13 protein-coding genes are annotated in these 14,406 nt (G+C 37.0%); 12 read left to right on the top strand and 1 reads right to left on the bottom strand.

What is annotated here, in order from left to right:
- The 11 genes from VEU72_09170 to VEU72_09220 form a co-directional block, all read left to right on the top strand.
- Positions 1–1,110, top strand: a 1,110-nt coding sequence (locus VEU72_09170; protein HYL67300.1) for an HYR domain-containing protein, incomplete at its 5' end; no start/stop codon positions are given.
- Between the two features lie 126 nt (positions 1,111–1,236).
- Complete coding sequence (hemL, locus tag VEU72_09175) at positions 1,237–2,514, top strand: glutamate-1-semialdehyde 2,1-aminomutase (GenBank protein HYL67301.1); 1,278 nt, start codon at positions 1,237–1,239, stop codon at positions 2,512–2,514.
- Complete coding sequence (hemC, locus tag VEU72_09180; protein ID HYL67302.1) at positions 2,511–3,446, top strand: hydroxymethylbilane synthase; 936 nt, start codon at positions 2,511–2,513, stop codon at positions 3,444–3,446. Before hemL ends, hemC begins: the two co-directional genes overlap by 4 nt.
- On the top strand, positions 3,443–4,186 hold the full coding sequence (gene cobA, locus VEU72_09185) for a uroporphyrinogen-III C-methyltransferase (GenBank protein ID HYL67303.1): 744 nt from the start codon (positions 3,443–3,445) through the stop codon (positions 4,184–4,186). Before hemC ends, cobA begins: the two co-directional genes overlap by 4 nt.
- The gene (locus VEU72_09190) at positions 4,183–4,977 is read left to right on the top strand and encodes a uroporphyrinogen-III synthase (protein ID HYL67304.1); all 795 of its coding nucleotides are present in this window, start codon (positions 4,183–4,185) and stop codon (positions 4,975–4,977) included. The genes cobA and VEU72_09190 overlap by 4 nt, the downstream gene beginning before the upstream one ends.
- Before the next feature lie 87 nt (positions 4,978–5,064).
- Complete coding sequence (gene sufB / locus VEU72_09195; GenBank protein ID HYL67305.1) at positions 5,065–6,465, top strand: Fe-S cluster assembly protein SufB; 1,401 nt, start codon at positions 5,065–5,067, stop codon at positions 6,463–6,465.
- Positions 6,466–6,489: 24 nt separating this feature from the next.
- Positions 6,490–7,890, top strand: a complete 1,401-nt coding sequence (gene sufD / locus VEU72_09200; protein ID HYL67306.1) for a Fe-S cluster assembly protein SufD — start codon at positions 6,490–6,492, stop codon at positions 7,888–7,890.
- Positions 7,891–7,897: 7 nt separating this feature from the next.
- Complete coding sequence (locus tag VEU72_09205; protein HYL67307.1) at positions 7,898–8,209, top strand: non-heme iron oxygenase ferredoxin subunit; 312 nt, start codon at positions 7,898–7,900, stop codon at positions 8,207–8,209.
- 17 nt (positions 8,210–8,226) lie between these two features.
- Positions 8,227–9,456 carry a cysteine desulfurase gene (locus tag VEU72_09210; GenBank protein ID HYL67308.1) on the top strand — a complete coding sequence of 410 codons (1,230 nt, stop codon included), beginning with the start codon at positions 8,227–8,229 and terminating at the stop codon, positions 9,454–9,456.
- Positions 9,453–9,893 carry an SUF system NifU family Fe-S cluster assembly protein gene (locus VEU72_09215; protein ID HYL67309.1) on the top strand — a complete coding sequence of 147 codons (441 nt, stop codon included), beginning with the start codon at positions 9,453–9,455 and terminating at the stop codon, positions 9,891–9,893. Before VEU72_09210 ends, VEU72_09215 begins: the two co-directional genes overlap by 4 nt.
- Position 9,894: 1 nt before the next feature.
- The gene (locus VEU72_09220) at positions 9,895–10,230 is read left to right on the top strand and encodes a hypothetical protein (protein ID HYL67310.1); all 336 of its coding nucleotides are present in this window, start codon (positions 9,895–9,897) and stop codon (positions 10,228–10,230) included.
- On the opposite strand, the gene VEU72_09225 is transcribed toward VEU72_09220, so the two are convergent.
- Entirely contained in the window at positions 10,220–11,431 is a 1,212-nt protein-coding gene (locus VEU72_09225; GenBank protein HYL67311.1) for a phosphoglycerate kinase, read from the bottom strand. The two genes, VEU72_09220 and VEU72_09225, sit on opposite strands and share 11 nt — an antisense overlap.
- Positions 11,432–11,692: 261 nt before the next feature.
- Here VEU72_09225 and VEU72_09230 point away from each other — a divergent pair, with 261 nt between their 5' ends.
- The gene (locus VEU72_09230; GenBank protein HYL67312.1) at positions 11,693–13,987 is read left to right on the top strand and encodes a hypothetical protein; all 2,295 of its coding nucleotides are present in this window, start codon (positions 11,693–11,695) and stop codon (positions 13,985–13,987) included.
- Positions 13,988–14,406 lie beyond the last annotated feature (419 nt).

The following is a 14,406-nucleotide window of genomic DNA, read 5'->3' on the forward strand; positions in this document are numbered from 1 at the left end:
TGGACTGCAAAGGATGCAGCTGGCAACATCTCTAACGCAACTCAGACAGTTGATGTAGTTGACACCACTGCACCAAAGATCATTCCACCAAAGGACATCAAGGTAGAGGCAACTTCCCTTACTGATAATACCGTATCACTAGGTAATGCTACGGCAACAGATGTAGAACAAGTTACAATATCTGATAACGCTCCATCAGTATTCCCAATAGGCAAAACTGCAATTACATGGACTGCAAAGGATGCAGCTGGCAACATCTCTAACGCAACTCAGACAGTTGATGTAGTTGACACCACTGCACCAATTATTGTAGCACCAACAAATATTATTGTTAATGCAACAAGTCCTACCAGTAATAACGTAGAGATTGGTAACGCTACGGCAAAAGACGCCGTGGGTGTTGCTTCTATTACAAATGATGCACCACAAGTATTTCCATTTGGACAAACCATTGTAACATGGAAATCTACTGATACATCAGGAAACTCTGCTACTGCAACTCAAAAAATAACTGTAGTTGATAGATCTCCACCACAACTAAATATTCCAGCTGATATAGTTGTGAATGCTACCGCATTTGAAATGCCAATACAAATTGGACAAGCAACAGCTACTGGAATTATTGATACATCTCCAAAAATAACTAATAACGCTACTGCATCGTTCCCACTTGGTAAGACAATAGTAGAATGGAATGCTATTGATAAATTTGGTAATTCTAAATCACTTACACAATCAGTGACAGTATTGGCATGTGGTAAGCCTGAATCATCTTACAACTTGATAATGGGTACAGAAAATGATGATATTCTAGTTGGAAAAATAGGGGTTTCTAATTTGATAATAAGTCTTGGCGGAAATGATATAATTCGTGCTGGTACATCTGGTGATTGTATAATTGCAGGAAATGGTGACAATGTGATATTTGGAGGCAATGGAGATGATGCCATTATAGCTGGTAACGGTAACAATATCATAAAGGGAGGTTCAGGAAATGACAAAATAACAGTAGGCACAGGTTCGAATATAATTGATGGTGGAGATGGACATAACACTTGCACTGCTGACAATGTAAGCCACGATACCATAGTTAACTGTGAAGTACGATAATTACAGATACTGTTTACACCACTAATCACGCTCAATTCATTCAATTTGATTTAAGAAACTATACTTGATGTAATATTTCGATACTTTTCATATAGATTATAATAATAATCATTTTACCTTTATCTGATGTCAAATTCAAAGAAATTATTTTTACGGGCAAAAAAGGTTATTCCATCAGGAATAAACAGCCCAGTCAGATTCTATGATCCATATCCGTTCTTTGTAAAAAAAGCTAACGGCAGTGTGATCTGGGATGTGGATGGTAATAGGTATCTTGACTTTTGTAACGGATATGGTGCCTTGCTTTTGGGGCATCAAAGAAAAGAAATACTCTCAGCAGTTTTGTCACAATTAAAAAATGGAACGCTATACTGTGCACCAACAGATATTGAAGTTGAACTATCAGAATTAATTGTAAGAAATTATCCTTCCATGGAAAAAGTACGATTAGTAAACACTGGAAGCGAGGCCACAATGACTGCAATACGACTTGCAAGAGGCTTTACAAAGAGGAAAAAAATAATAAAATTTGAAGGATGCTACCATGGTGCGCATGAATCTGTTCTTGTAAAGGCGGGCTCTGGCGCAGCTCATAATGGAATATCAATCTCAGAAGGAGGTCTTGACGAAGTCTCTAAAAACACGCTTGTTGTACAGTATAACAATTCACAGGAGCTTGATTCCGTACTAGAAAAACAAAAAGATGTTGCTGGAGTGATAATAGAACCAGTACTTGCAAATATGGGTCTGGTTTTACCTGAAAAAAGATTTCTTGATAATGTCAGAAAAATTACAAAAGATCATGACGTTCCTTTGATATTTGATGAAGTAGTTACAGGATTTAGAATGTCACTAGGTGGAGCACAAAAATACTATTCCATAACACCTGACATTACCACGCTTGGCAAGGCACTTGGAAATGGATTTGTCATTGCCGCGGTGGGTGGCAAAAATGAGATAATGGATATGTTATCCCCGCAAGGAAAGGTGTACCAGGCAAGTACCTATGCTGGCAATCCCGTGTCTGTTGCCGCTGCTATAGCATCTATAAAAACGATAAACAAGGACAAAAACAAGATCTATCCAAAACTTGAACTTAGTTGCACCATATTGGCAAATGCCATCAAGGATCTAGCAACTGATCTAAGGATTCCTAACCAAATTAATTTTATTAGCTCCATGTTTCAGGTCTTTTTTACAGACAAGCCCGTAAAAGATTATGGTTCTGCAAAAAAAGCTGATACCAAAAAATTCAAGAAATTATTTGCCACACTTTTAAAAAATGGCGTATTTGTAGCACCATCTCAATTTGAAACCGTGTTTTTATCATATTCTCATACTACTGATGATTTGCACAAGACCATAGAAGCATACGAAAAATCTCTTAGAGCAGTGAAGACATGAAGTATACAATAGGAACAAGAGGCAGTCCACTTTCACTTGCCCAGACAAAATGGGTTATATCAGAATTAAAAAAGAAATCACCAGAAACAGAATTTGAGATAGTTCCGATAAAAACCAAAGGCGACACAGATGCAAGACCACTTTTTAACATAAATCAAAAGGGAATATTTGAAAAAGAAATTGATAGGGCAGTGGCTGAAAAAAAGGTTGACTTTGCAGTACATAGTTTGAAGGATGTTCCTGCAGAACTTCCTGATGATCTTATTCTATCTTGTATTCCAAAAAGAGAAGCTGCAAACGATGTGTTCATTTCCAAAGGTAATCACACCCTTGATAAAATAAAAAAAGGTGCAATAATTGGCACTAGCAGTCTTAGAAGAGCAGTACAGGTCTCACGCAAAAGACCTGATGTTATAGTAAAACCAATCAGGGGGAACATTGAATCAAGAATTAAAAAAATTGATGATGGAAATTTTGACGGCGTTGTTCTTGCCGAAGCGGGAATTGGAAGATTAGGTTTGGATGTAAAATTTGAAAAGCTCTCAATAAGCGAGTTTCCACCTTCTCCTGGACAAGGTGCACTTGCAATCGTATCAAGAAGGGATAATGTCAAACTAATCGAATTACTAAATACAATAGAAGATCCTGATTCTCGCTGTGCTATTGAAGCTGAAAGATCTCTTTCTATTTTTGTAGATTCTGGGTGTAGATTTCCAGTAGGTGCACTAGCAACAAAAACAGGAGACAAGCTAAAATTGCATGTAATAGTATATTCTGTAGATGGCAGCAAATCCATTAATGTGGAAAAAACAGGAGAGCCCATACATGCAAAAGAGCTTGGAAAGCAGTTAGCTACAGAGCTTGCTGAGAAGGGAATAGCAGAGCTTGCTAAAAATTGGAGAGAAAAAGTAGAGGAATGGAATAAAAAATGACAGGCAAAGTCTACATAGTTGGAGCAGGACCCGGTGACCACAAGCTTATCACGCTAAAAGCTGTTGAAGTGATAAAATCTGCCGATGTGGTTCTTTACGATAGACTGGTAAGTAAAGGAATCATTTCCATGATACCAAAAATTGCAGAAAAAGTCTATGTCGGGCGTGACGTTGGAGATGATTACAAACATCAAGACTCTACAAATGATTTGATGCTAAAGTTTGCAAAGACAAAGAAAAACATAGTCCGGCTAAAGGGAGGAGATCCTTTTATTTTTGGGAGAGGAGGCGAGGAAGCAGAATTTCTTAGATCTCACAAGATAAAATATGAAATTATTCCTGGAATAACATCTGGAATTGGCTCTGCAGAATATTCTGGAATACCGCTTACACACAGAGATTATGCCTCCTCAGTTGTTTTTGTCACAGGGCATGAGGATGCTAAAAAGACAAAAGAGGCTGTCAAATGGAAAAAACTTGCAAAATCTGTAGATACCATTGTAATAATGATGGGGCTTTCAAGATTAGAAAAAATTTCTAAAAACCTGATAGAGGGGGGACTAGATAAAAAAACTCCTGTAGCAGTAATACAAAATGGAACCACACCAAAACACAGAATGATAAAAGGAGATCTCTCAAACATATCACAAAAGGTAATCCAAGCCAAAATAAGACCGCCGTCTATAATTATAATAGGTAAGGTAGTTAATCTGTCTGAAATAATAGGGTGGAGAAAATGATTACTGGTAAAACAATCGCAATCACACGTTCCAAAGAAGATTCTGAAGAATTTATACAATTAATTACAAATGCAAATGCAAACCCCATATCTCTTCCAACAATAGAACTTGTAAGTAAGGGTGAAAAAATTGTTGATGAATTTCTACATGCAATAAAGGAGGAAGATCCAGATTTTTCTGTTTTTATGAGCTCAAAAGCAGTCAAACTTTTGTTTGATATCGCACGAAAAATTTCAAAATATGAAAAACTCCAACTTGCAATAGCAAATACTACTGTGATAGCCGTTGGACCAAAAACAAAAGCTGCACTAGAGTCTGAAGGAATCAGAGTTGCATACATGCCAAATAGGTTTTCTTCTGTTGGTGTAGGTGAGATCTTTACAAGATTAAATGCTGAAGGAAAAAAAGTCATTATTCCACGAAGTGGTGCTTCTACACCATTTCTTGCACAGCTTCTTGAAAAAATTGGGTTACAAGTAAAAGAAATTTATCTTTACGATGTATGCTCTTTTCGCGATACATCACAATGGAATGAATTTAGAGAACTGTTTGCAAATAACAAGGTGGATGGTATTGTCTTTACTAGTGCATCATCAGTAAATGCATTTTTTGAAATTATGTTATTGGATGCAGATAAAGAAACACTATTACAAAATCTTAGAGCATCAAAAATTGTTGCAATTGGACCATTTACTGCAGATGAATTGAAAAAATTTGGAATCAAACCAATAGTTGCAGATGTACATACAGTACCAGGAGCTTTTGAAACAATAAAAAATTGTTTTTGTTAGCTTGGACTATTTAGCTTAGCCTACTCCGCTATACACCTAGTAAGAGTTGTAGAAGTTTTTTATAATATAACGGTGTTATTTACGTGTATGACGACTGAGAACCTCAATATGGATTATAGTAAATATGATTTCAAAGATTCCACCGAAATGTATGTTTACACAAGCAAGAGGGGTCTCACAAGAGAAACAGTCATAGAAATCAGTAAATTAAAAGACGAACCACAATGGATGCTTGACTTTAGACTACGTTCTTATGATATTTTCATGAAAAAACCAATGCCAAATTGGGGTGGCGATCTAGCTAAAATAGATTTTAACAATATTTACTATTATGCAAGAGCATCCGAAAAGACAGAAAAAAATTGGGATGATGTTCCAGCTGACGTAAAAGCAACCTTTGACAAGCTTGGAATTCCAGAGGCGGAGAAAAAATTCCTTGCAGGTGTAGGTGCTCAATATGAATCTGAAGTTGTTTATCATAGTCTAAGAGAAGACTTGGCAAAAAAAGGTGTAGTTTTCCTTGATACTGATACTGCTCTAAAAGAACAACCTGAAATCTTCAAAAAGTATTTTGGCAAAGTAATTCCTCCAGAAGATAACAAGTTTGCAGCACTAAATAGTGCAGTCTGGAGTGGTGGATCTTTTATTTATGTTCCAAAAGGCGTCAAAGTAGATCTTCCATTGCAAGCATACTTTAGAATTAACAAAGAAAACATTGGACAGTTTGAAAGAACACTAATTATCGCAGATGAAGGTGCAGAAGTACATTATATCGAAGGATGTACTGCACCGGTTTATTCTTCAGAATCATTGCACTCTGCAGTTGTAGAATTAATTGCATTCAAAGATGCCAAACTAAGATACACAACAATTCAAAATTGGAGTAATGATGTTTACAATCTAGTTACAAAGAGAGCTTATGCATATCAAGGTGCAAGAGTGGATTGGGTTGACGGAAACATTGGAAGCAAGCTTACAATGAAGTATCCAGGAATCTATCTATTAGGACAGCATGCGCATGGTGAGACACTGTCTGTTGCATTTGCAGGAAAAAACCAACACCAAGATACTGGCGCAAAGATGGTACACTTGGCACCAAACACCACATCTAGAATTACATCAAAATCAGTTAGCAAAAGCAATGGAAGAACCACCTATAGAGGACTGCTTCATGTTGCAAAAGGAGCTACAAACGTAAAATCTTCTGTTAGATGTGATGCATTACTTTTAGATGATGAATCAAAAACTGATACTTATCCATACATGGAAATTAATCAAGAAGATGCCACTATTACACATGAGGCAACCGTAGGAAAGATAGGAGATGAGCAGATCTTCTACCTTATGACAAGGGGCTTTTCAGAAGAAGAAGCACTGACCCTCATTGTAAACGGATTCATCGAACCGTTTACCAAAGAGCTCCCAATGGAGTATGCAGTGGAGCTTAACAGACTAGTAAAAATGGAAATGGATGGCTCTGTCGGTTAGACTGTAGCCTGAAATTTTTAAGAAATGTCCTCATTTGTTCTATCAAAGCTTGGTCAAAATCACATAGACGAAATCTCTGACGCAAATAACGAACCGTCTTGGCTTAAAGAATATAGAAAAAATTCTTTTGCAATATACCAACAATTACCACCAGAAGTATCACCACTGTACAACAAGTACAGCGATGCAAACAAGATGAACCCAGACGAGGTAACATTCTCACTTAGCTCAGATAGTACAGTTCCAGATTTTGTTAAAGACAGAATGAATGAGCTTGCAGACAATCCACACGTGGTACAAATTGGAACAAACATCCACAAAATAAACTTGCCATCAGAATTAAAATCAAAGGGACTGGTAATATGTTCAATACAAGACGCGATAAAAGATCATTCTGATAAAATAAAACAATCACTAGAATCAACTGATCCAAAAACAGACAAGTATACAGCACTAAACAACGCATTTTTTAATTCAGGAATTTTCATCTATATTCCCAAAAACATGATCTTAGAAAAGACAATTCACCTGATTTCGTCACTGTCTATGGACCAGACTTCCACAATATCTCGTAATGTGGTAATAGGAGAAGAAAACTCCAAGGCGTCTATTGTACAAGAGCTTTATGCGCCAAAAAGTCCAAAACAGCAAGCCTATCTTGAGCTGCTAAACGTGCATGTGAATCAGAACACCGAGCTTGATTTAATCACATTACAGGCAATGGACCAAAACGCAGTAAACTTTTCCACAAGAAAGGCAGAAATTTTGCGAGACGGCAGGATGAACTGGTATCTTGGATTGTTTGGCTCACTTCTTTCAAGATATAAAATTGATAACTATCTATCCGGAATTGGGGCAAATGCCAACGACACTGAGGTTGTATTTGGAAACAAGAATCAATCATTTGATATTACATCAAACTTGATACATATAGCACAATCAACTAGTGGACGAGTTCTTGAAAAATCTGTATTAAAAGATACTTCAAAGTCATTATTCAAAGGAATGATAAGAATTGAAAAAGAGGCACACCATACAGAATCCTATCTTGCTGGTCACTCTATCTTACTTGATAAAGGCGCAAAATCTGATTCCATTCCAGGCCTTGAAATATTTACAAACGATGTCAAGGCGACACATGCGGCTTCTGTTGCTCAGATTGATGATGAACAGCTCTTTTACTTGGGTACACGATGCCTTTCAAAATCAGATGCTCAAAAAATCATAGTTGAAGGATTCCTTGAACCACTTTCAAGAAAAATGTCATATCAAATTAGGGCATGGATAACATATCTTATAGACTCAAAATGGCTTGGCCGCGAACTTTCAATAAAATCAGATGATCAGCTAAAGGAGCTCTTGGAAGTTGAAGAGACAAGGTATCGTGAAACAGACATCTTTGGAAGTCATTACAAATACAGGTGAGAATTTTTTGTCAAAATGGATAAAGGCTTGTAGCAAAAAAGAATTGGAAAAAGGCGAGATGCTTGATTTTGATCATGATGATAAAAAAATTCTTTTAGCAAATCTTAATGGCAAAATATATGCCACTGACAGAATATGCACACATGCAGAAGCTGACCTCTCGACTGGAATTTTAAATGATGAAGGAGTGACATGCCCCCTACATCTTTCAACTTTTAATCTTGAGACAGGAGTACCACAAAACCTTCCTGCCGAAGTGCCTCTTAAAACCTACAATGTTAAAATAGAACAAAATGAGATCTATGTCGAGGTTGAATAAATTTGCAAACTAGTGTAATGAATATAGAAAATATAAGAAACGACTTTCCTATTCTAAAACGCAAGGTTCACAAAGACAAACCTCTTGTTTATTTTGATAATGCAGCAACAACACAAAAACCAATCCAAGTAATAGATTCCATTAGCAATTATTATCTTAATTATAATTCCAACATACACAGGGCAGTGCACGAACTTGCAGAAGAATCTACTGCCGCATACGAACTTACAAGAGACAAGATTGCAAAATTCATCAATGTAAAAAATCGTGAAGAGCTAATCTTTGTTAGGGGAACAACAGAAGCAATCAACCTTGTTGCATATTCTTGGGGACGACAAAATGTACAAAAAGATGACATTGTTGTAACAACTGAATATGAGCATCACAGCAACATTGTGCCATGGCAACTCTTGACAAAAGAAAAAGGAGCCAAACTTGAATACATTGGAGTAGATGACAATGGTGAGCTCATACTTGACCAATTAGATACATATCTCGATACTGGAAAGGTAAAGCTTGTAACATTTAGCCAAATGTCAAATGTTTTAGGAACAATAAGCAAGACTGAGGAGATAATAAAAAAATGCCATCAAAAGGGAGTACGGGTACTAGTTGATGGAGCTCAATCGGTTCCACATCTTAAAGTAGACATACAAAAACTAGACTGTGACTTTTTTGCATTCTCAGCTCACAAGATGCTTGGCCCAACAGGTGTAGGGGTGTTGTGGGCAAGAAAAGAATTACTAGAAAACATGGTTCCATTTAACGCAGGAGGAGACATGATAAGAGAGGTACACAAGTATGAGACAACCTGGAATGATCTGCCATACAAGTTTGAAGCTGGAACTCCAAACATTGCAGATGTAATTGGATTTTCTGCAGCTTTAGATTATCTTGATAAGATAGGCATGGACAAAGTACGTGAGCATGAAGTTGAATTAACCAAATATGCTCTTGACAAAATTTCTGCAGTAAAAGGAATAATTCTATACGGACCGCCAGATATCACAAAACGGGGAGGAGTTATTTCATTTAATCTTGGGGATATACATCCACATGATCTTGCTACAATAATAGATGAAGATGGTATTGCTATACGATCTGGTCATCACTGCGCACAAGTTTTGATGGAAAGACTAGATGTTTCTGCAACATCTCGTGCAAGTTTTTATATCTATAATACAAAAGAGGAAGTAGATGTTTTTATCAGGTCACTTAATAGAGCTAGGGAGCTGTTTAGAATTTGAGTAGTGCAGACATTTATCGAGAAATCATTTTAGATTATTATAGAAATCCACGAAATTATGGAAAAATAGAAAATCCAGATATTTCAAAAAAAGATAGCAATCCGTTATGCGGTGATGAGCTTGAAATGCACATCAATCTTAAAGACAACAAGGTTTCTGATGTGAAATTTATGGGAAAAGGATGTGCAATAAGTCAGGCTAGTGCTTCAATGCTAACAGAACTTATCATGGGTAAAGATTTTGATTTTGTAAAAAAACTAACAAAAGAGGACATACTTGAAAACCTTGGCTTGCATGACCTAGGACCTGCAAGAATAAAATGTGCTCTGTTATCTCTTAAGGTTCTAAAGTATGGTATATACTCATATGTCTCTGACAAGCTAAAAGATACAGTTTCTGCTGATAAAATAAAAGAAGAAGCATCAGGTCTCTTCTAAATTGATTACACAATCTACATCTATTCCACTACAAATTAGAAAAATAATTTATGAAAAATTCAATGATACAAACCTGAGATTTACAAACGACGAGATCTTTGAAATACTAAAAGGAGACATTGACCAGTCCTTGACAATTGATGATATGCCTCCGTTTTTTAAACAACTACATAATGACAGCCTTTTAAGACCAATAGCGCAGGATTTTACCACCCAGTGGTACAAACTCTTTGCAGAAGTCGAGAAATTCAAGTGTAATTCATGTGATCTAGAAATACATTTGGGAAAATTGGAATCAAGAATTTGTCCAAACTCTGAATGTAAAGCTACTGTCTAGTTCTGTATCTTTCTGCGGCCTCTTCTAAGGACTGAATCATTGGAAGCTTGACTCCTGTTAAATATAACACCAGTGCTCCACCTGCAGTACTGATGTGATTTATCTTGTCTGCCAAGCCGTATCTTTTGAGCGCTGCAGTAAGATGACCGCCGCTTACAATGGTGGTAGCAAAAGAATCTGCAACTCCCCTAAGTAAGCTCTCAGTACCAAACTTGAAATTCTCATTTTCAAAAAATCCTGCAGGGCCACTCATAAAAACAGTTCCTGCACCATTTATTGATTTTATGTAATAGTCTATCGTCTTTGGTCCAAGATCAAGTATATGGTCACCTTTTCCTAATTCCCGTACATCCATCTCTACTCTGGAACCATCCTTTTCTATTGCAATATCTACTGGCAGTGAAAAAACATCTGGATATTCTCCAATAAGAGAATGAGCTTTTGAAACTACTTCTTCTTCTTGTTTTATACCAAGAGGGAACTTTATTCTTCCTTGTGCCCGCATGAACACGTTTGCAATAACTCCGGTAAGCAGAACCTGATCTGCTCGTCCATTTTGAATTAATGTCTCTATTGCTTCTAGTCTATCATTGATTTTGGAGCCTCCTAACACTACAACATGTGGGGATTTGGCTACAGTCATTATCTCATCTAGTCTTCTGACTTCTCTTTCAACAAGCCTTCCTGCACATGCAGGAAGTATATGGGAAAATCCTATGATTGAAGGATGTGCTCTATGAGAGCTTGGAAAAGAATCAATCACACAAAGATCAAAAAGCTTTGAAAGCCTGCTGACCATGATTGTCTTAGAAGCATTATCTGGAGTAAATTCATAGTTTTCCTCTGCACAAAGTCTCAGATTGTCAAGCAAAATTATGTCACCGTTTTTCATATTTTTTATTTCTCTTTGAGCTTCTGAACCAATCACATCTTCAACATATTTTATGTCACGACCCAAAATTTGTGAAAGAACTTTGGCGTGGTTTTCCATTCCAGTATAATCTTTGTTACCAACTCTTCCTTGATGGGAAGCAATGACGACCTTTGAATCCTTTAGATCTTTTAGGGACTCGGTTGATTCTCGTATCCTACTTGTTTCCAAGATCTGTATAGTTTTAGGATCCATCGGGCTGTTCATATCGACACGCAAAAAGACAGTCTTTCCTTTGGTATCTAGATCATCAAGGGTTAGGATCCTCACGGCGATACTATCTTTGTGAGTGGTTAAAATCTTTTAGTCATACGTTTTTGTAATCGTAAAATAGTTCCAAGATAACTTTTCTGTTTGGTAAGACCACGACAAACTTGTAACTCCAATATAAAAAGTTCTTAACTTTCGTCTAGAGGAATATTCTAGTCCATTTTTACGAGTGATTTTGCGCTAACACTGTTATGTGATACATATATGATTTTATAGCCAAATTATGTCAAAACTTGTTTGTTTCCTGTATCAAAATAATACATGCTAGTCATTAAGTTACTTCGCTATCTAGAAGATTCTGCTTTGCAAGGTAAGAAAATTTTCTCAATTATATTGATAATGCTACTGGTACCATTTTCTATTTTAAATAATTTTCCGCAAGCTAATGCCGATCCCAATGGAACCACATCAACTGATATCAACGGAACAAATCCTGCTGGGATTCAAACTAATCAAACCATAACCGTAGCAAATAATCAGCAAAGCATACAGACCAATTCCACTGTGATATCTAGCGGCTCAAACTCGGATAATGCTACCAGTCTTTCCCAAACCTCATCAGAAAATAATCTTACCCAATATCTGGATTCAGGATCATTAGAATCTCATTCACCTAGCAGCTGGCAAAAGCACTTAATTGACAAGGAAAAGGCATCTCCCCACAAGACACATCATCCTATTCATATCAAGCACCATTTCAACCCATCAGAAATAGTTCCTTTTGTTTCATCTCAAAGCACACTTGGGACCAGCCCACAAGGAATCTGGACTGCGTATGCTCTTAATTCACTAAATTGTTCAATGACAGGCTACCAGTGGGGTGACCCTCATCTTTGCGGATACGGACAAGTAATAGGAATTGTAGATTGGTATTATGATCCTGTAATAGAACATGACCTTGGTACCTTTAACCAATACTATGGTCTTCCTTCATGTACTAAAGCAAATGGATGCTTGACTATCTCAGTAGAGGCTGGAGCACCAACTGATCCTAACGTACCATATAATATGCCAACAGATTTGGAGGTATCACTTGATGTGGAATGGGCACATGCAGTTGCTCCTGGAGCTAAAATCTTTCTTGTCAATACTGCCACTAACTCTGAAAATGATCTTTATGGTGGACAGGGCTTTGTTGGTGGAGTAAACATTGCCTCCAAGTGGCCAGGTGTTCATCAAGTATCGATGAGCTTTGGTGGCCAAGAATCTTCTTCCGATTCTTCTTTTGATTCATCATTTCAAGCACCAGGTGTGAGCTACTTTGCAAGCTCTGGAGATGCTGGAACTGGTACGATTTATCCTGCAGCATCCCCGTATGTTGTTTCTGTCGGTGGAACAATTCTTAACTTTAATACTGCAGGAAATCTTCAAAGTGAAACTGCTTGGAGCGGAAGTGGTGGAGGATACAGTATAAACAAGGCAGAGCCTCTATACCAAACCAATTACGGTATATCCAGTAATAAGATGAGGGCACAGCCCGATGTTGCATCTTCGGCTACAAATTTCCCAGTATTTGACAGTATTCTAGTAAGCGGACAATCAGGTTGGTATACAGTATATGGAACAAGTGCTTCTGCACCAGTATGGGCTTCAGTTGTCGCAATAGCAAACAGCCAAAACAGTACTCCTCTTTCTTCCACATCATTTGGAACACTAAACGCAATATACAATGCGGCAAGTGGTAACAAGTATAATACAAACTTTAGAGACATCACATCAGGAAATAATGGCAATTGTGCCATTTGTAACGCAGGACCAGGATATGACTTTGTAACTGGCCTAGGTGCTCCAATTGCAAATAACTTGATATCATCTCTTTCAAATAAGCCAATTGTTTCGGTATTATCTGATCAAGCTTCATGTCAAGCGCTTGGAGGAAGTTGGAATTCTAGCTTGACATGTACTATATTTGATTTAGCAATTGGCTCTGGCAACTCGTTGACAGTTAATAGTGGTGTTACACTAGCCGTTACCGGCACTCTTACTAACTCTGGTACAATAACCAATGCTGGTACCATAATCAACTCTGGTACAATTACCAACAACTCTGGAGGCACGATCATTAACAACTTTGGAGGCATCATAACTAACTCTGGTACCATCACCAACTCTGGTACAATTACCAACAACTCGTTTGGCATCATAAACAACTCTGGCACAATCACTTTCTATGGTACAATCACCAATGACTATGGCGGTGTCATCAACAACACTGGTACCATCAAATCTTACAGTACCATAACTAATTCTGGTACCATCACTAACAACTCTCACGGTCTTGTTATCATTTATTCGGGTAGTACCATAAACAACTCTGGTACCATCAACAACTCTGGCGGCACGATCACCAACTCTGGCATCCTCAACAACAACAGTTACATCTACAACTCTGGTACCATCACTAACAACTCGGGTGGCATCATAAATAACTATAACATCATCACTAACTCAGGTACTATCAACAACTCTGGCATTATCTACAATCACTGTACTAAGATTACCACTAATCCAATAAATAATCTTGGTAGTGGAATAGTAAACTACCCATGCCCATAAGTATGAACTACCATATTCATTGTTACTGTGAAAACTCCATTTTTCTTGAATCTATTCCATAGATCAAGTTTTTAATTTTTATAAAATAAATCTTGTAATGTTTCCAAATTATAAAAAATTAGGAAAGGGTTCAACCAGCAAAAATGTCTGAGATTTGTTGTGATTATTTCTTAGTCAGGTCTAACAAGATCAAATCTTTGAGTTTAGATCAGTGAAAGTTTGTGCCTAAATTATTAATTATAAAGTTATGGGAGATTCAATACCTATTTTGTTATATTATTTTTAGAAAAATGATATTTAAAATATAAAATTTAGAAATTCCCGAAATTGGAAGATCATACTTTTATAGATCGCATTCTATGATCAAAACTGGGTTTGGGTATGGGAAAAATAATAATTCTACCAGTAATCGCTGCTTT

Source organism: Nitrosopumilaceae archaeon (assembly GCA_035631875.1).
In the GTDB taxonomy this organism is placed as follows: domain Archaea; phylum Thermoproteota; class Nitrososphaeria; order Nitrososphaerales; family Nitrosopumilaceae; genus TA-20.